Source organism: Nostoc sp. NMS8 (assembly GCF_017115045.1).
GTDB lineage: Bacteria > Cyanobacteriota > Cyanobacteriia > Cyanobacteriales > Nostocaceae > Nostoc.
On the sequence record NZ_JABXKK010000098.1, the window covers coordinates 220,907 to 242,235 of the forward strand.

The window sequence follows — 21,329 nt, forward strand, 5'->3', positions numbered from 1 at the left end:
ATCAAAAGTTTTAGATTACTCTAAATCACCCTTAAAAAAGGGTAGTTTAACTCGCTTCCCACCTTAAAAAGGGGGATAGGATAGTGCCTAAAGTAACAAGGAAAATACTTCTCAAATAACCTCTAAGCCTTGGAGAGTGCAATTTTTATCATTCTAGTGTTTGAAATCCAATACTTATCAAGCTGCCAAACTTACAGTATTAGATGTAAATAACTCTGAGAATTCATTCAACGAATACTGGCACTCTCTTTTCATATTTCAAATTTCATTGGTGAACTATTTAGCTAAATGCTCACTTCATGCTAAGACTTAGCAAAAGCGATTTACTTTAGTAAATTTTGAAGGTTCACTTAAAGATTAGTCAAATCTAAAAAATATCACTTTAGGTCTGTTAAGATGGTCGATTTTCATTAGAAATGTGACCATCTTAATAGACCTATTTATTTTTATAAAAATGCAATTTATAGCTTTACAATTCAATTATTAAGCTTGGCAGCTTGATAGAGTACGTTCGATAAGAACTTTGAATTGTGGAATAAAAACACATGAATAAAACTCAAACAACACAGATAGACTTAGAGAACTCCGTTTCAAAAAACACAACTTACACCGAGCAATCGGCGGAATCAACTAACTCGATTCTTTACCCTGGTATACAACAGCAGTTGTCAATGGGTGGAATTGCAATTGGAACAATGGTTTGCCTCGCCTTGTTGCTTCGTGAAATTCGACTGTTAGTAGAAGCGTGCAAATCGTAGCCTGACTTGCTCAAATAATTGCACACGGCTGATGAGAAACTAAGTTTTCTCGTCAGTTTTTTTTAAAGATAAAAGTACCAATGTTTTAGAAAAACCTGTTAACGAGACTTAAACATTTTTGAGGAATAAATAAGTCTAAAACCGAGATATACTAATAAATCAAAACGATGCCAAAGTCTCTTGAGATACGTTTTTTTCTGTAAGAATTTTTTAAGGGCGATCGCTAATTTGCTCCAGTTCTTCTTTGATAGCGATTAGTTCTTGAACATCGTCCATACTTACCTACAACCAAGACAACTGCCCTAGTGAAACATTTGATTTAGCACCCTAATGATATAAAATACGCCACCCAGCTTCAAGCTTAATTCCAGTGGCAATTTCTGACCAATTACCTGAATACAGAGAATGGTTAAACGTCATCGTCAGTTCAAGTTCTGGAAGTTCTTAAAATTTTAATACTTTTCTGTTATAAAAATCAATCTTAAGCTATAATATGCAGGTTAAGCATTCTACTGTAAGCGCTTGATTGCACGGTGGCGGTATTTTAGGTAATCTAAATTTGTCAGGCATTTCTTCCCTTCAGAATTAGTACATATATATTCATCTTCAATTGGTAATTCGTTGAATATATCTAAATACTTAAAGGCTTTCAATTGTACCCCAAGCATTTCGATAATACCTACATAACGTTCGGAGATGCTTAAATTTTCTTCTAAGTAGAATATGATATTTGGTAATTCAAGAAATTCAAATCTATAGTTAAAAAAACTATACGCTCTTACCGAACTGGATTGATAAAGTTGCTCGTTTTTGCCACAGTATGACTTATACAAGCCCCAAGCATTCTTTACTTGGGGAGGATGTCTTTTTTGCATCGATTGAAACAATAGCCTTGTATCATTGGCATTGATTAATATAATTATGCAGTGAATACCATTATCTTCATACCCACCAGCAACTACGGAACGAACCACCGGAAACAAGTATGTGGGATTATTTAATATTTTTAATAAACCTTTTATTTCACGCTCAACTTGTGGCTGTTTAGGCAAATATTTTTTGACTTTACAACCATTGAGTTCCGGCTTAAACATTTGAATATAATACTTCTCTTTTTCAGTTAACAAATCAACTGAAAGTTCTTTCCAATAGATTCTGTAAGAGCGTTTTTTGTTTGAGCGAATCAATTGTGGATAACGATGATGTGTTTTCCCCGCCCAACGAGCCTTAATATTGGCAGCTTGCCCAACATACCAAACATAGTCATTTGCATCTACAATCACATAGATTCCCGAACATGATGGTAGACAATACCGTTCAGTAAATGCAACGCTTAACCAATCTTTCCATTCCATACAGCTTGACCAGCAATCCCTTTATTCTTAGGATTCCCACTGGAACCCCTGTATGCGATCGCCTCCGGTAGTGACTCTGTGCCATCGCGTAGGTTTCAAAGAGAATCGCAATAAGCGCCATTTGAGCGATCGCAGATTTATAAGCCTTCGTGTTCAGCATGTAGAGAGGAAACACGAACGCACCATAGGCGATCGCTTGCGTTAAGTACAGGTCATACCAAAACTAAGTAGAACTCTGGAAATACAATCAGAAAGTGAAATAAATCTTTAAGAGTACGAAAATTTATGCTGAACCGTCATTTTTGGAGTGTAGCTGCTTTACTTGCACTTTTAATTGGGTGTTCGCCAGCACAAACCCAGATACCACTGCCTAATACAACTAGCACACCATCAATACCATCAATAAGCATTCATTTGCTCCTGGGAAATCCTAGCGGTGCAACTCCAACGAGCATTACTCCAGATAATTACTTAATGGTGAAGCTTCAGTATGCACTTTCCTACAACCAAAGCAAGGGAACTGCCAACTGGGTAGCTTGGCAGTTAAATAAATCATGGCTGGGTGATGCAGAACGCCAAAACAACTTCCGCCCTGACAGCACACTACCTGCTGGTTGGGTACGGATAACTCCCAGTGCTTACACAGGTTCAGGATACGATAAGGGTCACATTGCACCATCGGGCGATCGCACCCGAACAGTAGAGGATAACACCGCCACCTTTTTAATGAGCAACATGATGCCCCAGACACCGGACAACAACCGGAACACTTGGGGGAATTTAGAAGATTATTGTCGAGGACTGGTAAGCCTTGGAAAAGAACTTTACATTGTTGCAGGGCCTTTTGGTAGTCAAGGCGAACCTCTTAAGGGTAAGGTGACAGTTCCTCAATCCACTTGGAAAGTCGTTGTTGTATTAGACAGCCCTGGCTCTGGGCTTGAAGGTATTACCGCCAACACCCGCGTCATTGCGGTGAACATACCAAATGAACAAGAAATTAACAATGACTGGAGAACTTACAGAGTCAGTGTTGATGAATTAGAAAAGTTAACGGGTTACGATTTCTTGTCTAGTGTAGCCCCAAATATTCAAGCAACTATTGAAAGTACAGTTGATAATCAGTAAGTCAAGTTAAGTTTCTACAACTTTAGTAGCAAGACCAGCCAGATTACCTGTTGGAGTTTCGCCAACGATGTAAGCATCAATTTCGATGCTTCCCACGCGATACACCTGCGGGTTTTTTAAGCTCAATTTAATTGTTTGCACAAGCGTTTGGAACCTAGCAACTGTAGCCTTTTCTTCATCCTCATGCCAATCTTGGGGAGTAGTTGCAGTACTAAAAAAGTCGTCAATTGGCACAATTTCAACTGGCGTATCTTGGTCATGATCTGTTTGCTGCAAAACTATTTCAGGTGTTATGGGGGGTGCAACTCCTTCCCATAAAATAATCTCAAACGGGTACTCAGATTCACTCATCATGAGTAAACCATCAGCTGCTGTACGAAGCTGGTCTAGGATTTCTGAATTAGTTTTAGTCATAAGCCATAATAGAGCGATCGCACCTCACAAAGTATCATCCTAAAAGTTGAAGCTGCTGCAACAACCTCTACACGCTATCATCCATCCAACCACATTCCGAGCAATCCCAATGCACCCGTGCTGACCAGTTGCGATCAAAGGATGCACCGCACTGGGGGCATTTGCCAGTAAACATTGGGTGAGTGTTGATGAGTTCTAACTGTTCCTCTCTAGTCCATCGCTGATTGGGTTGCAAAATCAACTCGCCATTATAGTAGGTTGCCCCTTCTGGCTCCCACAGTTCTACCGATTCGGCGTTAGGGTCTTCTCGAAAGTCTAGGCAACTGTTACCATCTACCCCCGTCGGATGTACGACACAGATGATGTGGGGGTTCTGGGCGTAAAGGAGACAGCGATCGCACTCTGGGATTTTTGGCATAATACCAGTTTAATACCCTGCTTTTACGAATATATTTAACTAAATAAGTTTTCAAGGAGGTAAACAAAATAAATGAATAAGATTGGATTGGTAGTTGCAGCAGTTGTTATCATGTCACCTTTGACTTTAGCTGTAAAAAACGTGCAAGCTGTGAACGAGCAAGTAAAACCAACTCATAGTAATCAACCAGAACAGTCTGTGCAAATAACTTTTACAAGCCTGATAAATGCTGTTGAACAAAACAACTATACTCAGTTTATATCTCAAGGAAATGCTGCTTTCAAGGAAGGCATTACAAGGCAAACATTTACACAAGTTAGTGGACAGTTGGCTCCTCGCATCAAAAAAGGGTATTCAGCAGTTTTCTTGGGAAATCTGAATCAGCAAGGGTATCAAGTTTATTTATGGAAACTGACATTTAAAGATGGCAGTGATGATGTTTTAGCTAAACTTAGCCTCAAAGATGGAAAAATAGGTGGATTTTGGCTGAATTAATTGATTCACATTGGTTCTTGGTTTTATGTTTCTATAGTTACAGTTTGTCAAGAGTGGGAGCGCAATCATTGTAATGCTGCTTGTAACCTCTGCTGCAATTGGGTATATCGCTCTTGGGACTTTGTAGAACGAACGCACATACTGATTGCCTTCTTGCTGCCAATAATAATCGCCAGTTTCTTGGCACGGGTTAACCCTGTATAAAGTAAATTCCGAGTCAGCATCATGTAATGTTGGGTGTACAAAGGCAAAATCACTACTGGGTATTCAGAACCTTGCGACTTATGTATGCTAACGCTCCAGGCTAAAGCAAGCTCATTCATGTCAGCATAATCATAAGTAACTTCGCGCTCTTGATACTGGACAATTACTTCCTGTTCCTCGGTATCTATTGTGGTGATAAATCCCACATCGCCGTTAAAAACTTCGCGTTGGTAATCGTTGGTTAATTGAATAACCCTATCACCAACTCTAAAAATAGTCCCACCCCTGGTAATTTCAATTTTTTCAGGGCTAGGTGGATTAATTAACTGTTGCAGTACATTATTGAGATTGCGTGTACCGACTAATCCCCGTGACATTGGTGCAAGCACTTGTACATCAGTCGCCGGGTTAAAACCAAGCCGAGGAACCAAATCAGTAATCAATTCGCTAATTGCCTGTACCCCATGTTCTGGTTGTAATCCTCCACCGTGCCAAAGACAATCAGATTGAGGTGTGTCAGAAATTGATTCGATATTGGGATATTGCCCCCGGTTAATTAGATGCGATGCAGTAATGATTTTGCTAGTAGCAGCTTGGCGAAATACTTGAGTGAGGCGCACCACAGGTACTTTTCTCGAATTAATTAAGTCAGCCAGCACGTTACCCGCACCTACCGATGGCAATTGGTCAATATCTCCCACTAACAGCAGTTGGGCATTGTCTGCCACAGCTTGAACCAAAGAATACGCTAGAAACAAGTCGAGCATACTAGCTTCGTCTACAATAATTGCACTATGGGGTAACGAGTTAGTGCGATCGCGTTTAAAACTCCTAGTCTTGGGGTCAAATTCCAGCAGACGGTGAATGGTTTTAGCTTCCAGTCCCGTCATCTCGCCTAATCTTTGGGCAGCGCGTCCAGTTGGTGCAGCCAGGGCAATTGATTTACCCATTGCCTTCCACAAACTGACTATGGTGCTAGTGCAGAATGTTTTACCGACACCAGGGCCACCTGTAATGACGGTGAATCGAGAGTAAGCAGCCGTCTCTACTGCTTGTTGCTGTTCAGGTGATAGTGAAACTTTTACTGCGTGGCTAAAACGCTCCAACCAAATGCGGACGCGAGGAATATCAGAACTGATGGGGTAGGTGAGGCGTTCTCGTACCAATTGGGCTAGGTTTTGTTCAGTGTAAAAGTAAGTAGGTTTGTAGCAATTGAGTGTTTTATCAGCATCACGTTCTCTAATTAGCTCATCTTTCAAAGCCATATCTTTGATAGACTGTGTGATTGCATCTTCTGTTGGTTGATGGTCAGCAGTCGTAAGCAGTTTAGTCACCGATTCAATTAATTCTGTTTGAGGTAAGTAGCAATGTCCGTCTTCTGCTGCTTCACTTAAAGCATGAACAAGTCCAGCACAGTAGCGAAACTCGGAATCTGCGGGAACGCCTAAATTACGGGCAATTTTATCAGCAGTTAAAAAACCAATGCCATAGATATCAGTCGCTAACTGGTAAGGATTATGGGTAACTGTATCTATGGACTTATCACCATATTGCTTGTAAATTTTGACTGCGTAAGTGGTGCTAACGCCGTGACCTTGCAGAAATACCATCACTTCTTTAATGGCTTTTTGCTCATTCCAGGCTCTTTGAATCATGGCAATACGCTTTTTGGCGATGCCGTTGACTTCGCTCAAGCGCTCAATTTGGTTTTCAATAATATCTAGAGTCTCTATCCCAAAATGAGCAACAATCCGTTTCGCAGTAACAGGCCCCACACCTTTAATTAGACCGCTACCTAAATACTTCTCAATTCCTGTGAGAGTTGCAGGTTTGGTTTCTTTATAATTAACAACTTGAAACTGCAAACCATATTGGGGATGTTCGCGCCAAAAACCAGTTAATTGCAGCGTTTGTCCTGGCTGGATATCTGCAAAGCTACCAGTAATTGTAGTTAGTTCCTTAGCACCAGAGCGTTGCAAACGTGCCACAGTATAACCTGACTCTTGACTGTAATAGGTCAGGCGTTCTACTACTCCGGTAATTGATTCATGTTTGAGAGTTGCGTTGACTTGTTGCTGGTTTGGCAGGGGCGTAGTGGACATCACTTTTAGGAAACGGCGCAGCTATTATACTCGATACTCACTGTTGGAAAAGTCATAGGGTGAGCTTTTTATAGTATTTATGTACTAAAATAGTATAGGGAATAGCGATGCCTACGGTTCAAGAAGCCTACCCGGTTGGGAATTTTCGGTATAGCACTAGTTTATTCAACTCACCTAAGCGATCGCTTAGATTAGGTACTCTGTATCATTGCTGTTTAGCAACTTTGACTTGCTTGTATCTTCTAAAGGATTGTGGGGCGATTAGTGATGATGGAAGTGGCGGGGATTAAGATGGAGTAGTTGTAGGAGTGCGATCGCATCTCCACGAGAATAACTTGTTAACTGCTTTGGTTCTAGGGGAAAGTAGGAGATCACACAACGTATGAGCTATGCTCTACAATTGTAGTACTTATGTAATAATTAAGTGTAACTTAAACTTAGTGCTTTACTATAGGAGTTAAAATATTTAGGCTGAAGTTAAGCAGTTCAAAGGCTGACTAATCCGGTTATTTTGTTATGACGAATGGTAATGGCAATGGCAAGATAGATTTTTGGGTAAGTGAGACAATATCTCTACTTACTTTGTCATTGCTACATGGTGTGGGATATTGGACTGTTAGAAGTATTGCTCTATCGGGATTGGGATTTAAGCAGGTACTTAGGGCAGAATCAAGCGCTGAATTTATAAATTATTTGGTGCAAGCTAAATGTAAAAATACTAGCCAAATCGCCAACCAAATAGGCGAAGACTGGCTAAAAAAGCGTGATGAATTATGGAAACAAGGCGTTAAACTTTATCATCAACTTGATGCTCAAGGCATAAAGGTTATTCATTTTGGGCAAGAGAATTTTCCTGAATCTCTGCATGAAATATCTGACCCTCCAAAATGGCTGTTTGTTCAAGGGAATATTTCTATCTTGCATCGACCAGCTTTAGCTATTGTAGGCACAAGAAACCCTTCGGAAGATGGGTTATTTCTTGCTAATTACGTTGGAGCCTGTCTTCAGTACTTTAATGCGGTTACAGTTAGCGGATTAGCATTGGGTATTGACCAAATAATTCACAAAAAATCTATCAGAGCAAAAGTTCCTACAATTGCATTTATTGGAACTGGTATACTTCAAAACTATCCTGCTGGTTCTGAAAAATTGCGCCAGGAAATTTGCAAGAATGGCGGTGCAATAGTCTCAGAGTATTTACCACACCAAAGCTATAGTGCTGAAAACTTTGTGCATCGTAATCGCTTGCAAGCAGGCTTGAGTGACGTTATTATACCAGTGGAGTGGAAAGAAAAAGGCGGAACATCACACACAGTTAGATTTGCACACAAAGCTCAAAAGCGAATAGTGTGCCTTAAATTACCTGATTGGTCTGATTCTCACAGTGAATTGTTACTTGCTAAAAAATTAGGTGCGGATATTTTTACCATTCCAGGTGAAGAACCAAAATTTATAACTGCTCTCCATGAATCTTTAACTAAAAAGAATTGTTTTGCAGGTCACTCCCAAGAAGCAGAAGAAGAATTGCAGAGTAGTATAAATGGTCAGGAAGCTAAGAATGAAACTCCAGAGTTTAAGAATAAACAAGCCCTTGATAATCACCCTCAGCAATTATCCCTTTTTGATTTCAACTAAAAACTAAACTCAATAAATATGGTTCAGATATTGAAAGGAATTATTTTAGGAATTGACAATATCCTAGCGACTGGCAGGGAAGATGATGCACAAATTGACCCATTGATTTTAAATGAAACAGGTCGTCTAATTAATTTCCTACATCAAAATGATATTCAACCAGTTGTATTAGCAAATCGTGATTGGTTTATCAATGGTCAAAGACTAGAAGATTTTCTAACAAGTCAATGGGGGCAATTTCAATGGTTTATTGCAAATATTCATAGTACACCTCGTAAACCTTTAAAAGATTCTATTAACCACGTTTTAAATGTCATGGGTTGGAATAAGAATGAAACTATTTATTTGGGGAATACAGATGCTGATATGAAGACCGCAGTTAATGGCGGTTTATTATTTTTAAATGCTATATGGTATTCACAAACAAATTACTATGGTTTTGAGTTTGATTCACCAAAAGACGTTGCTAGATTTATTGATATATTTTGTTTGCGTAAACAATTTTGGAATTTCGCCATCAATCATCAAAATTTAGAATACTATGCTCTAGGAATTTATGGTACTCGTGAAGAAAAATATTCTATTTATTCTAATGATGCACGAGAGGCTGCAAAATTTGGCAGAGGCCACCCCGATTTTTGGATAAAGTATTTACTTTCTGCTGTATACTTTTCTGGTTTACACGAACGAATAGACTATATTGCTCCTTACCCTGGTCATCAAAAGGGTTCTACACCTACTGTAATGGAAGAAACTTTAGTAGCTTTTGCTAAATGCTTTAGAAAAAAATATTTAAAAGACTTAATTTTTAGACATACTACTTCGAGGAAATCAGCTTATGCAAGAAGTTCGGGTGAAACAATTGATCATTTAAATCAATTGAATACTATTTATATTAATAAACTACCTTCTTATGGGGATAATAAAATTTATACAAATCCTCCTTTGAAAAAAGGTAAGACAGTTTTACTTATTGACGATTTTTGTACACAAGGTTATTCCTTAGAAGCTGCTCGTATTTTCATAGAAAAAACAGGAGCTAATGTAATCTGCTTATCGTTACTGAAGACAATTATTAAAGACTATGAGCAAATTGTTAGTATAGAAAATTTTAATCCATTCCAGCCCAATCAATTCTCATTACCTGGTTCAATTGTTAGACATCCTTATAAAAACTGTGTTTTAAGTCCTTCTGCCTATGAAGAGATAGGCTCTAAGCTGCAAGCTTATGATGATTGGCAGTGGCCTAATGGTATTTGAGGCATTGCGATCGCTAGTCTATTGCCACTCTTTATAGTACATTTGTATTTAAAAAATTCCTTAGAGAAAGCCACAGTCCCCGCCACAAGTGCGGGTATTTTATTTTGTTGGTACAGGGGTGCGATCGCTCCTCGTTCTGGGCGAAATACAATTGCACTCCATGCCTTTTCATTGTTTTTACGGAGAGCGCACAAGCCTAGATGTAGTTAAGATGTGTCAAATGATATATCAACTTATCAAGTTTGTTATTTGGAGTAAAAATCATGGGTCAATGGATTGATTTTCAACAAACTGTTAATCAAAGACTACTGAGAGAAGACCTAGATAAAGAACAAACCAAAGTCAAAAACATGAATACCAAGGGACACTCTCTTGTCCGGGGTATTGCTGGCTCTGGGAAATCCTTAGTATTAAGAAATAGAGTAGAGACAATAATTGAGGAATTTGATAATATTTTGATTTTGAGCTATAACCGTTTTATGAGTGGATGGCTCAACTCAAAATTAAAAGAGAATAGTATTAACAGAAAAGTTACCTGTAATACATTCCACAGTTGGGCTTATAATAAGTTAGGCTATGATTATAAATTTGATAACAATGACGAATCCAGAAAGCAAATTATAAGCTTTGCTAAAAATTCAAAATTTAAATATCAAGCAATATTAGTAGATGAAGCACAAGATTTTTATGATGAGTGGTTTTTAGCTCTTTTAGAAATTTTAGATGAGACTAATTCCCTATTTTTTGTGTATGATAACACTCAATCAGTATATGGTCAGCCGCATAGAAGAAAGCCAGAATGGACATGGAAAAGTTTAGGAATTGATATTGTAGGACGTTCTCAAATATTTGATGTTAATTATAGAAACTCTCCTGAAATACTAGAGTTGGCTTGGGAATTTATACTCTGTTCTTTATCTGAAGCCAATATGAAAGTTTCCAAAAAAGGACAAGCTGGAAACAGAATTGGTGATATTATTCAGCCTAAAAAGAAAACATCTAGAAGTTCAAATATTCAACCACTTTTATTGCAAATTTCAGATCAGGCAATGCCCGCTAAGATTGCACAGCAAGTTAAATATGCGTTAGAAAGCTATAAAGAATCTTCAATCGGCGTTTTGGTACATCCACAAAACTGGCGATTAAAAGAAGCTATTGGCAGAGAGTTATCAAGCTTAGGTATTCAGCATCATGCCCCAAAAAAATCCACAGACAGAAATATGAATGTAGTGGATAGACCTTTTGTAATTGTTGACTCTTGGAATGCCTTAAAAGGTGTTGAATTTGATGCGGTTATCATTGCTGGACTGGATAAAGCGGATGAAGACCCAGATGATCTAGATAAGGATTTTCAAGAAAAAGCTGGCATTTACACTGCCATGACTAGGGCAAGAGATCATTTAGTTGTACTGTATAACACAAAAAACTCCATTGTTGACCTGATGGAAAGTGCTTTAAACTCCCCTGATCAATTAGAGAGTGAAGACTAAAACAGTCATTTCGTTGATTGCGATCGCCCCCGCCAAATTCTTAGAGGAAACCCCAGGCATACATCGTCCCCCTTAAAAACCCATATAAACATCTACCATTTATGGCTACTCTAATTCCCTCATTTAATAGTTGCTCAATGCGGATGACCCCTGGCGAGAGGAGATTAGCGCAGCGCTTGGAGGACAAATTAGAGGATGACTATTTACTTTGGTATGACGTGCCAGTAGGTAAAAAGCAGCTGCACCCAGATTTTATAGTACTGCACCCCAGCCGGGGCTTATTTATTCTGGAGGTAAAAGACTGGAAATTAGACACTATTCAGAGTATCAACCCGTCCACAGTCACACTGCTTACTGAAGATGGAATCAAAGAAGTTAAACACCCACTACAACAAGCCAGAGATTATGCCCTAGCAGTCAACAAGATGGTAGAAAAAGACCCTGCCCTGGTGCAGCAAGCAGGTAATTATCAAGGTAAGCTGGTCATTTCTTATGGTTACGGTGTGGTATTCACCAACATCACCCGCAAAGATTTTAACAATAGTGAACTACCAGCAGTGTTTGAGGAACATTTAGTTATCTGCAAAGATGAAATGCTCCCAAGCACAGATGGAGGTGAATTTCAGCAACGACTTTGGGATTTATCGGCATATCAATTTGGCAAGACCCTCACTCTTCACCAAATAGATAGAATTCGTTGGCATATCTTCCCAGAATTACGCATTACTGCCAAACAGTTATCTTTGCTTGATTTAGAAACCGACACTGAAGAAGCGCCACAGTTGCAAATCCCCGACATTCTGAGGATTATGGACTTGCAACAGGAACAATTGGCGCGGAGTTTAGGAGATGGGCATCGGGTAATTCATGGTGTGGCTGGTTCCGGGAAAACCATGATTTTAGCCTACCGTTGCCAGCACCTTGCACAAGTCAGTAATAAACCAATTTTGGTACTGTGTTTCAACGTCTCTCTTGCTGCCAAACTCCGGCAAACTATCCAAGACCAAAACAAAGTTAGTCGCATCAAAGTACGACATTTTCATGGGTGGTGCATGGATTTACTCAAAAAGTATGACATCCCCAGACCCGACTCTAGAGAGTATCAAGGTGAAGCTTATATAGAAGAACTGGTTCAAAGAGTAATTACAGCCGTTGATGCCAAGTTAATACCGGCTGGCACTTATGGCGCTGTAATGCTAGACGAGGGTCACGACTTTAAACCAGAGTGGTTAAAGTTGATTGCTCAAATGGTCAACCCCGAAACCAATTCTTTGCTTATCCTCTACGACGATGCCCAAAACCTCTACGGAGAAAAACGCACTAAGAAATTTAGCTTTAAGAGTGTAGGCATCCAGGCACAGGGACGCACGACCATTTTTAAACTCAACTACCGCAACACAGAGCAGGTGTTAGGGGTAGCCTATGAATTTGCTAAAGAAGTGATGACTCCTACCACCGGGGATGATGACCAAGTAGTATTGGTAGAACCGACTAGTGCAGGACGGCAAGGGCCCAAACCAGACCTCATCCGTTTACCCAGTTTTAAACACGAGGTAGATTACCTTGCAGAGCGAGTGCAACAATTACACGAGCGAGATATCCCTTGGAACGAAATAGCAATTATCTATCGCTCCAACTTTATGGGCGAAAACATTTACAACAGTTTCCAACAAGCCCAAATCCCAATAGAGTGGGTAAACGCCAGCAGTGACAGCCGCAACTATAACCCAGCCGAGTTAAGTATTAAACTCATAACCATGTACTCCAGCAAAGGGTTAGAGTTCCCAGTAGTGTTTATTCCTGGCATTGGTTATATGCCTGACCAGTACGGACACGGTACACCAGAAGAAGAGGCGCGGTTACTTTACGTGGCAATGACACGGGCAATGGAGCAACTGATTATGAGTTGCGATCGCTCCTCAGAATTTACCAGGCGTTTGGAGACAGCATTAAAAAAAGTGGCAGTAATTTGATTGTGTTTATCCTTCATTCAAGCGAGGAAAACGGGAGAGCAATGCCAACGACTGCAAGCAATGCCCCTCTCGAATAACGCTTTTGGGTCAGAGGAATCACCCATACATCATGCACTTGCACTAGCTACTCTGATGCTGCCTAGTCAAACCCTAAAATTCATAATGTAATGTTTTTCCGTCGAATTCCCTTGAGAAAATGAAAATTTCAAATCTTATTTCATGTATATTAACAGCATGGGATATTGATATTAAATAATTATGGTAACTTTACAGCGTGAAGATATTGCTCGTCATGTGGCGGCTCAACTAGCTAGCGAATTTGACCCAACCTTGCCAGAAGCTGTGGAAAAAGAGTTGGAAAGAGCTAGGCAACAAAAGCTTTCACCGTCTTATGATGAGTCGGTTGAAGTTGCAGCGCTTGGAGTAGCGATTGCTGCTTTGTTAGTTCAAGTTGCGTCTTTCGCAGTTCAAATTTATGATTTTTTCAGGCAAGATTCAAGGCCTTTGCCAGAGGAAGAGGAATATATGCTAATGGTGCAGGAAAAGATAGGAATGGAGGTACTCGATTCTGCATCTCCAGAAAAGCGAAAACAAATCAAGCGAATAATTAAGGTTGTAGTGTTGGAAATTATAGAACAAGAAGATTCATAAAAACCTATCCCAAAACAAGTACCAAGTACCAAGTACCAAGTACTGTACCAAAAGTGATTCTGTTAAATCACTTTATGACTGCTGTGATACATTTATTCGCCTATTAGCCCAAAGTGTTCAAAAAGCTTACTAACATCTAAAACTCCACATCCTCTACCTTTATCCCAATTTCCGTAAAAGTCTTGAGTTGTTCGCCTAATTGCGGAGCAAATCTGTGAAGCATTAAGTTGTTCTACAGGCTCTGTAAGTTGATTTTCTATTGCTGAAAACAATAGAGCTATAGCTCCTGTTACATGTGGAGCTGCCATGCTAGTTCCACTCGTCTGGCAAATCTCATTATCAGTACCAGAACAAGCAGCATAGATTCCTACTCCAGGAGCTACAAGATCAGGCTTCCTTCCTCCTCTACGTGTTGGCCCCCAAGATGATATTTCATGAAGGGGGAAATCATCTGAGATATTTTGCACAGAACCAACAACGACAACATTTTCCGCAGTTCCAGGAATTGTCAATGTTACACATTCATCACTATTTTTAAAATAAGCTGTTCTTGTTGTACCTACTTCAATCCAAGCATGAATGTCATCTTGTTCTGCGATGCCGCTAGCTTTTCTCACAGCAAGCTTCCAAAAACCACCTTCGATAGAATTTGCGCTTGCTTTTTTAATAGCTACTTTAAGTACACTATCTCCATTAGGAGCAAGTTGCTTGTAGTCCATTAAACACACATTATTTGTTGAAAAAGTTTTACACTCAAGTTTATTCGTCTGAGTAACCCAAGAAGTTGTCTCATGACTTGGATTTTCAATGCGGAATTCTAGTCTGTGACCTGAATCAAACCAAAGCTCAATAAATTCCTCTTCTCGTACACTTTCTCCACAATTTAATATTAGTGTGAATGAGCTTTTAAGTGTCACATTGAATTTAGCGTGTCGCTCTGTATTCCGTTGATTTCCGGCTGATTTTACAACAGCATAACCAGGTCTTTTTCCGCTTCTTAAGAAGTCATTATTATATAAACACTCAAGATTAGATTGTCCATCATGAGATCCTGCATTTATCCCTTGACTAACATTAACGACAACTGGCATTCCTACTTTATTTGCGATATGTTCAATGTATTGAAGAGCATATCCATGAGTGAATGGTACACCACGGGGATGCTGCGGATCAATTTTGACTACAACGATCTTAGCTTCAGGTGCGATTCCACCTAGAAAGTGTTCTCCACTTCTCCCAGCAGCAATACTTGCTACATGAGTCCCGTGTCTATTACGTTCATCTTTAAAGGTAGGAGGTATGGCTTGGGCTTCAATATATTTATCAATTTCTTCCTTTGTGTACTCTCTACCAAATGGGCAAAAAGAATTTGTTTGATTCAAGTTTGAATTAGTTTCGTCAGTTTGATCCCAAATAGTTAGAATTCTCGTTTCACTGCCAGAAGGATCTAGGAAGGCATCATGAAGCACATCAATTCCACTGTCAATAATACCAATCAATGCTTTGTCACCTTTTTCAAATTGATGAACTTGATCTGCTTTAATAGGTACAGAGAGAGGAACTGATGAGCTAACCTGTTGATTTGATTGAGGGTCTGGGAAACTGCATTCCCAACCTGAACCTGGCCGACTAGCCTCAACATATATTACTGCTGGATCTTCCTGTAAAGCCTTAATTGTATGTCTGCTACCAATGCATCCTACACTTTGTCCTAAACGAAAGGTTTCTTCATAGTCCTGAATGTTTTGAGGGTTCCATGAAGGATCTTCCACACGAACAAGCATATCAAGGCGAATAGTATTTGTAGAAGTTGTTTCAGCTACTTCAGCCTCTCCTTTTAGTCTTTCTTCTAATAGTCCAAACTCAAAGATTAAATAAGCATCAATTTTATTCATAAAATCCTCCTGGTTGGCTTTTGGTTCTTGTTGTGGTGGTTTGCCTTGTTTTCGAGAGGAGGGAGGCGAACTTATAAATGCAGAGGCAACAGCTACCGTAATATGACAGGTTGGTTTGCGAATCTCGTAAGCTCGACCTTGCGCTCTAGGTTGGAATCGCTTCAACTGCGGCCCTTGATCGGCATAAGCCTGAGTAATTACTAGTTGAGTCCGATCTAACCCAGCGTTATGTTCGGCATTAGCAGCAGCGCTTCTCAGAACCTTCAATACAGGTTCAGTGGCGCGATAGGGCATGAATTCCAGAATAATTAGCGCTTCTCGATACGATCGCCCTCGAATTTGATCGAGTACGCGACGCACTTTAAAGGGCGAGATCCTTACATAACGCGCAATTGCCTTTGCTTCAGTAGTATTAGTAGTCATCCAAGAATTTTTAAGCTGAAATACTTACAAAATAATGCTCTCACAATTAGGTAAGTAGGCACAAAAAATTGAATTACCTCCAACTGAACAGATCCAGGTAACTTTTCAAAATGATGGCTTCATGCATAGGAGCGACTCAATTGAGCATAAATAGTCTGATAATGAACTGAAGGAACAGACGTTTAATATAGGCTAGGTTTAGCTTACGCAATGAGTGTTGATAAAGTATAAGCCTGAGATCAAGAAGGAAATTACGCTACAGAGAGTCTTAATAATTTAACTTTTATTAACTGCTTAAATATCTAAAAAGCTTGTATATCTATGCATAGCTAAATTATAACTTACTTACCTTTTAATTTAACTTTGTTCATAGTTAATTAATATTATAAATTTAACTAATCGATGTAGTCAAGTTAAGTCTAACTTTGAACAGATAATTTGTGAGAAAAATAAATATTTGTGCTACACCTATTAGTACTCTAAAAGTTAAAGATGCAACTTGCTTGATGATACTTTTTAGACACTCTTGTATCTCTAATTTGAAAGTGCGTGTATCCATTAAATTAAAGACTAGTATTACATAAAAGTATTATAACACAGATATGCTACAATAAATTTCAGGGGACAAAATCTTCAGCCTCTATCAGCCTCTAGTTGATAGTAAATATTATGAGATATTCCAACTCATGAAAGCAAGCTGTGTTGCAGGTACTTTCTTAAGACATCTAAAAGACCCTGACAAGCACTGATTCTTTTTGAGAAAGGCTATCTGGGCAGAGTCTAGGCGCTACCTCCGACCTTGAGCCAAGAATAAAAGGATAGACAATGCTTCCTTGCTATTGGCGAGAGCGATCGCATGACTCTTAAGTTCATCAAGCCCGAAGCTGGCGCGAGTAGTGACTGGCACAAAATAAGCCACCCCAGACTGTCCATAAGTAGAAAGAGTTTATGGCAGTTTGGGGATTGTTCTAGGGGAAATTGGGGGAAGGGGGTAGGGCGATCGCAGCTTGTAAAATAAGCAAATTATATTTTTGCAGGTTCTAATAAAACTGTTAAACTGTTTTCCCACTCATCGAAGAAACCATCAGGCCATCGGTCAATTCTGCCGTCTTTATCAATGCGTGGTGACACAAGTTTAATAAAAGCTTGACCTTGTTTTTCTTGACGTTGAAAGTAATGTAACTGCACATCTTCTGACTCAATGTTACCACCATGCACAGCAAGACGAATGCCGTTTAAAATCTGGTCGCTATGAGTTTCTACCACAACTTGAACACCACAGTTAGCAGCCAGCGCTAACAACTTACCTAGCTTTGTTTGTGCTTGGGGGTGGAGTCCGGTTTCTGGGTGTTCAATAAGAATTAATGCACCCGGACTGGAGGCGAGGATTGCAACGATAATTGGTAAAACGTAAGCAATGCCGTATCCAATAGGGTCACTAAATTTTAAGTTAACCAAATCCATATCTAGATGTGCATTAACTTGGATGCGTAGACCAGAACTTATTTCTCCCATCCATGCCTCAACTTGGTCTAGCAAATTTATTGATTTTGCTTGCGGGTGAGCGAGTTCGGCGATAGGGATTGGTTGACTACCGTAGGTATAAAGAAAATGTGCTGTATATTCGCCAAGCGCACCAATTTGTTTAAGTTCTTGCACTTGGTAATTTAAGATTCCTGATACAACTTTTGCACGTTCTGATTGAAGGTGATAAAGTTGCTCGTTGAAAATGCTTGACTGATAAACATCGGCATCAACAGAGTTGAATCCACTCTCTAAAACATCAGCTTCTCTCTCTAATGAGTTGTATTTAAAGTGCCATGTTCCTTTAGTTCCGTTTTTTAAACTAAGCTCAAATCCTACGTAGTCTTGTTTGGCATTTTCATACAAAGAATCATTAGCTGTGCCAATATTTACCAAATTTCCATTGAGCAATAAACCAGTGCTTTGTAGTAAACCTTGCTGGTAAGATTGACGCAGCAGTGATATTGCTTGCAATACCGAGGATTTGCCAGTGCTATTATAACCAGAGAGTAGGGTAAGCGATTTGAATTCAATCAATTGATTCTCAAATGCTTTAAAATTTAGCAGCCGTAATGAGCTAATCATTAATAGTTAAAATATAGATGTTCTTCGATTTTATTATAGTTTGTTTATCTAAAGCGATTTTCTAATAATCTTGTTGAGCAAACCTGTATATGACAAAATCTTAAATATATTTTTTGATTTACATTTTTGATGATTAATAAAAAAAACTAGCAGCTTATCAATATTGAATTGGAATTATAGATGGTATCTGAAAATTTTAAAGAACTTGTTAATGTTGCAATCCAAGTAGCGACCAGAAGAAATAAAAGAATGGCAGTCTTTAAGCTTGATAACACTTATTATATAGTTGATGCTAGGGAATGGGAAAATGGTCGTGCGTATGGGCAATATATCATGACGGTAGAACCTGGGCAAAATTAAGCATCAGGTGTTTCATATTGTTGAAACTTTTTCCAATCAAACTCAAGAGTCAGTATTTCAAATAGTTTTGGTGACAGCACCTCTAACTCTATAGGTTCACCAGTATAAATGACCTCTGAAAAGTCTTGAGGGTTGAAAACACCGTGAGGAATATTCTCTCCTTTAAGCCACATTTTAGCTCGGTAATCGATGCGTTCTCCACTTGCTAAATTAATCCAGAAATGCGGCTCAATGTGTTGATGATGTTGAGTCAAAACCCCAAACATCGGTTGATGCTCAATGCTGTGATTAGTTAGTACAGTGTGACAGATGCGGGTCATGCCATCGCACTCTGTTTGAGAAGAATCATAGGGGTCAAGAAGTTGCTGAATTCTTTCCCTTGGTATCACTTCGTACTCCTTAATCAATTTCTTCGGACACGGCCAAGTTTTGCTCTTGCATGATTGGTGTCATCAAATGGAATATCTTCGTTAGCCCCTGATGCAATGATTCTTGAGAGAAGTTATAGCCACGTTCAACAGCCATAGTTATGATTGCAGCGTTATCTTTTGCACCCATTGCTTCCATGAGTCGGTCTAACAACACTTTATCTTGGAGGGCTGCTGCAAAAAATTCCATAACTTGTAGTTCGCTTTGAGCAGCATTTAGTGACTTATTCATTTTCGACACGTAGTAAGGAGATTTTATAGCTTTTTACCTTGCTCTCATGTTTGAGAACTGTACTACCTGATAACATCATCTATTCTGTTTTTAAGTTATTTAATTGCTCTGCTAAACTTTCAACTTGGTTTTTCACGTATTCGATGTTTTTATAGGTGCTATCTCCAAAGTTAAAAAAATTAACCATAATTGGGATAACATCTTCACTGTGCATACAATCAAATCCTATCCACCAATCATTAGCGGTTTTTGGTAATAATTTATGACAAACTGCTCTGGGGTCTTCATTTTGGTGAGTTCCTCCAGAAAATGTGATTTTTCCATGAACCCGAATGGACTTTAATTCATTATCATCCATATCCTTACCATAATAAGGATGAGTTTTATTAATAGCCACGTAACCACTTAAAGTACCTTCATTTTGTCTGACTATTAAACAAGGTAATCCCAGATAAACCCATTCTATTCTGTCAGGTTCTTGTTGCCATTCACCGTCTGCCCATGCAGATTTGTCAATCCAATTCAGAGTTTCCATCAACCAATAATATCCCCATTTTCATCCCGTTTAACTTCCACCACCTTAACGTCAAAACTTTCCCACTCCTGGACAGTAAACCCTTCTGTAGTTTCCTCTGGATACCGCCGTGCCATTTCTTGCCATGCAGCTTCTTCGTTGATTGCCCAGATGTAATGACCCTGGCGTTCTCTGAGGTCATCGCGCCCAGTGCATTCGTGTGAGTATAATGCGTTACGTGTACAGCGATATTCTCTCATAACTGCGAATGGCCAAAGATTTAGCTTACTACGTTAAGAAATTTTCTCCCAGGTCTGTTGGGAAGCTAGGCTTAAATGTTAGCTCTGGTGCGCCCAATAAACCGATTTTGCTTTTATCTATCATTGAAATGATAACTACTGGGCAGATAGTGAGAAACCAAATTCCTCTATCTGCTGAACTCATCGCCACATTTCTCAAACTGTGGAGCCACTTAGAACCAGTACGCAAGCCGGATATAGGTTTACCTTTTTACCACCTCACCAGTGACGGTTTCTGGTATTTTGAAATGAAACTGGGGTTTGAATCATTGATTGCTGCCAAGGTGAAAATCAGAACTCCCAGTACCATTAGGCAAACTGTAGAGTATGCTTACCTCGATGATGAACTCTGGTCACTGCTGCAAAACGAGAGCGAACGCACTGTACTAACCCACACACTCATTAATTCGTGGTTTAACGAGCGTACACAGGATATCGAGTCATTATTGCAAGTCAACGCCTTTGCTGAACTACAAGACCAGTTGCAACGTTCCGGCGGTAAGGTCTACCAACTAGAGGAATTAGAAGATGAACAAGCTGTAATTGTGCGAGATGGTGCTTTTCGTAAAATTGTAGTCTCAACTTACAACCAACGCTGTGCCTTTTGCGGGTTGCAAATACTCGACTCACTCGGTCAGAACATTGTGGACGGGTCGCACATCAAACCATTCTCCCAGTTCTACGACGACCGCATTGATAACGGGCTGTCACTGTGCAAAAATCATCACTGGGCTTTTGACCGCTTTTGGTTCACCATCAACGACGATTACACCATTATTGTTGCTGAGAACCTGCGGGAAGATTCACCCAACGCCAAACCAATGCGGGAATTTAGGGGCGATCGCATTATCTTACCCGCTCAAGTGCAGTATTATCCAAGACTTGATTCTCTACAATGGCATCGTGAAGAGTTTTCGAGACGAGCGGCGTAACAGGTAGGCTCATTTTTATGGATATAGATTAGAGGATTTTTAAGAGATGCTGTATTTAGTTCAGGTTACTTTCGGTAAAAATCCACCCTCTCTGGTGGGTATTTTTTATATAATTTTCGGTATAGCTTACTTAATTTTTACGACAGGTTGGCTTCCACGCAATAGTAAACTCAACGGTTCTGCTTTAAAGTTTTATATCCAACAATCAATATTTATATCAATTTTAATGTTGGTATGTGGATGGGTTTTTACTTTTC

At 39.4% G+C, this 21,329-nt stretch carries 21 protein-coding genes and 1 pseudogene; 11 read left to right on the forward strand and 11 right to left on the reverse strand.

The annotated features are described in order from the left end of the window. Positions 1-545 precede the first annotated feature (545 nt). Positions 546-758, forward strand: coding sequence for a hypothetical protein (locus tag HWQ39_RS24055; protein ID WP_292850512.1), 213 nt, complete (start codon positions 546-548; stop codon positions 756-758). Positions 759-1,267: 509 nt separating this feature from the next. On the opposite strand, the gene HWQ39_RS24060 is transcribed toward HWQ39_RS24055, so the two are convergent. Further along, positions 1,268-2,113, reverse strand: coding sequence for a GIY-YIG nuclease family protein (locus HWQ39_RS24060; RefSeq protein ID WP_292850515.1), 846 nt, complete (start codon positions 2,111-2,113; stop codon positions 1,268-1,270). Between the two features lie 52 nt (positions 2,114-2,165). On the opposite strand from HWQ39_RS24060, the gene HWQ39_RS24065 reads away from it, so the two are divergent. Next, a complete protein-coding gene (locus HWQ39_RS24065; protein ID WP_292850518.1) occupies positions 2,166-2,318 on the forward strand; it encodes a hypothetical protein in 153 nt (50 codons plus the stop codon). 80 nt (positions 2,319-2,398) lie between these two features. Further along, positions 2,399-3,238 (forward strand): DNA/RNA non-specific endonuclease, encoded by an 840-nt coding sequence (locus HWQ39_RS24070; RefSeq protein ID WP_292850522.1) that lies wholly within the window; start codon positions 2,399-2,401, stop codon positions 3,236-3,238. Positions 3,239-3,244: 6 nt separating this feature from the next. Here HWQ39_RS24070 and HWQ39_RS24075 read toward each other — a convergent pair whose 3' ends face one another. Beyond that, entirely contained in the window at positions 3,245-3,652 is a 408-nt protein-coding gene (locus HWQ39_RS24075) for a nuclease A inhibitor family protein (protein WP_292850525.1), read from the reverse strand. A 67-nt stretch (positions 3,653-3,719) separates the two neighbouring features. Then, positions 3,720-4,070, reverse strand: a complete 351-nt coding sequence (locus HWQ39_RS24080) for a hypothetical protein (protein WP_292850528.1) — start codon at positions 4,068-4,070, stop codon at positions 3,720-3,722. A 72-nt stretch (positions 4,071-4,142) separates the two neighbouring features. Between HWQ39_RS24080 and HWQ39_RS24085 the strand changes: the two genes are divergently transcribed. After that, positions 4,143-4,565: a hypothetical protein gene (locus HWQ39_RS24085; protein WP_292850532.1), complete on the forward strand. Its 423-nt coding sequence runs from the start codon at positions 4,143-4,145 to the stop codon at positions 4,563-4,565. 65 nt (positions 4,566-4,630) lie between these two features. On the opposite strand, the gene HWQ39_RS24090 is transcribed toward HWQ39_RS24085, so the two are convergent. Next, positions 4,631-6,871 (reverse strand): ATP-dependent RecD-like DNA helicase, encoded by a 2,241-nt coding sequence (locus HWQ39_RS24090; protein ID WP_292850535.1) that lies wholly within the window; start codon positions 6,869-6,871, stop codon positions 4,631-4,633. 639 nt (positions 6,872-7,510) lie between these two features. On the opposite strand from HWQ39_RS24090, the gene HWQ39_RS24095 reads away from it, so the two are divergent. The 5 genes from HWQ39_RS24095 (at position 7,511) to HWQ39_RS24115 (ending at position 13,880) form a co-directional block, all read left to right on the forward strand. Beyond that, on the forward strand, positions 7,511-8,506 hold the full coding sequence (locus tag HWQ39_RS24095; protein ID WP_292850538.1) for a DNA-processing protein DprA: 996 nt from the start codon (positions 7,511-7,513) through the stop codon (positions 8,504-8,506). 18 nt (positions 8,507-8,524) lie between these two features. Continuing rightward, positions 8,525-9,766 (forward strand): hypothetical protein, encoded by a 1,242-nt coding sequence (locus tag HWQ39_RS24100; protein WP_292850541.1) that lies wholly within the window; start codon positions 8,525-8,527, stop codon positions 9,764-9,766. Positions 9,767-10,029: 263 nt separating this feature from the next. Next, positions 10,030-11,256, forward strand: coding sequence for a UvrD-helicase domain-containing protein (locus HWQ39_RS24105; protein WP_292850544.1), 1,227 nt, complete (start codon positions 10,030-10,032; stop codon positions 11,254-11,256). Between the two features lie 101 nt (positions 11,257-11,357). After that, on the forward strand, positions 11,358-13,229 hold the full coding sequence (locus tag HWQ39_RS24110; protein ID WP_292850547.1) for a 3'-5' exonuclease: 1,872 nt from the start codon (positions 11,358-11,360) through the stop codon (positions 13,227-13,229). 258 nt (positions 13,230-13,487) lie between these two features. After that, complete coding sequence (locus HWQ39_RS24115; protein ID WP_292850550.1) at positions 13,488-13,880, forward strand: hypothetical protein; 393 nt, start codon at positions 13,488-13,490, stop codon at positions 13,878-13,880. A gap of 92 nt (positions 13,881-13,972) precedes the next feature. Here the strand turns inward: HWQ39_RS24115 and HWQ39_RS24120 are convergent, their stop codons facing one another. From HWQ39_RS24120 to HWQ39_RS24130, 3 genes and pseudogenes are all read right to left on the reverse strand, one after another. Then, entirely contained in the window at positions 13,973-15,775 is a 1,803-nt protein-coding gene (locus tag HWQ39_RS24120; protein ID WP_366932298.1) for a S8 family serine peptidase, read from the reverse strand. Between the two features lie 84 nt (positions 15,776-15,859). Continuing rightward, positions 15,860-16,198: pseudogene (gene rplV, locus HWQ39_RS24125) on the reverse strand (50S ribosomal protein L22); the annotation flags it as partial. Positions 16,199-17,221: 1,023 nt separating this feature from the next. Next, on the reverse strand, positions 17,222-18,307 hold the full coding sequence (locus tag HWQ39_RS24130) for a DUF3696 domain-containing protein (protein ID WP_292850553.1): 1,086 nt from the start codon (positions 18,305-18,307) through the stop codon (positions 17,222-17,224). Between the two features lie 180 nt (positions 18,308-18,487). Between HWQ39_RS24130 and HWQ39_RS24135 the strand changes: the two genes are divergently transcribed. Next, complete coding sequence (locus HWQ39_RS24135) at positions 18,488-18,667, forward strand: hypothetical protein (RefSeq protein ID WP_292850555.1); 180 nt, start codon at positions 18,488-18,490, stop codon at positions 18,665-18,667. Here the strand turns inward: HWQ39_RS24135 and HWQ39_RS24140 are convergent. From HWQ39_RS24140 to HWQ39_RS24155, 4 genes are all read right to left on the reverse strand, one after another. Then, the gene (locus tag HWQ39_RS24140) at positions 18,664-19,056 is read right to left on the reverse strand and encodes a hypothetical protein (protein WP_292850558.1); all 393 of its coding nucleotides are present in this window, start codon (positions 19,054-19,056) and stop codon (positions 18,664-18,666) included. The two genes, HWQ39_RS24135 and HWQ39_RS24140, sit on opposite strands and share 4 nt — an antisense overlap. Before the next feature lie 10 nt (positions 19,057-19,066). Then, entirely contained in the window at positions 19,067-19,327 is a 261-nt protein-coding gene (locus HWQ39_RS24145; protein WP_292850560.1) for a Nif11-like leader peptide family natural product precursor, read from the reverse strand. Positions 19,328-19,406: 79 nt separating this feature from the next. Then, positions 19,407-19,862 (reverse strand): hypothetical protein, encoded by a 456-nt coding sequence (locus HWQ39_RS24150; protein WP_292850563.1) that lies wholly within the window; start codon positions 19,860-19,862, stop codon positions 19,407-19,409. Beyond that, positions 19,862-20,101 carry a hypothetical protein gene (locus HWQ39_RS24155; protein WP_292850565.1) on the reverse strand — a complete coding sequence of 80 codons (240 nt, stop codon included), beginning with the start codon at positions 20,099-20,101 and terminating at the stop codon, positions 19,862-19,864. The genes HWQ39_RS24150 and HWQ39_RS24155 overlap by 1 nt, the downstream gene beginning before the upstream one ends. Positions 20,102-20,109: 8 nt before the next feature. On the opposite strand from HWQ39_RS24155, the gene HWQ39_RS24160 reads away from it, so the two are divergent. Further along, positions 20,110-21,072 (forward strand): HNH endonuclease, encoded by a 963-nt coding sequence (locus tag HWQ39_RS24160; protein WP_292850568.1) that lies wholly within the window; start codon positions 20,110-20,112, stop codon positions 21,070-21,072. The last annotated feature ends 257 nt before the right edge of the window (positions 21,073-21,329 follow it).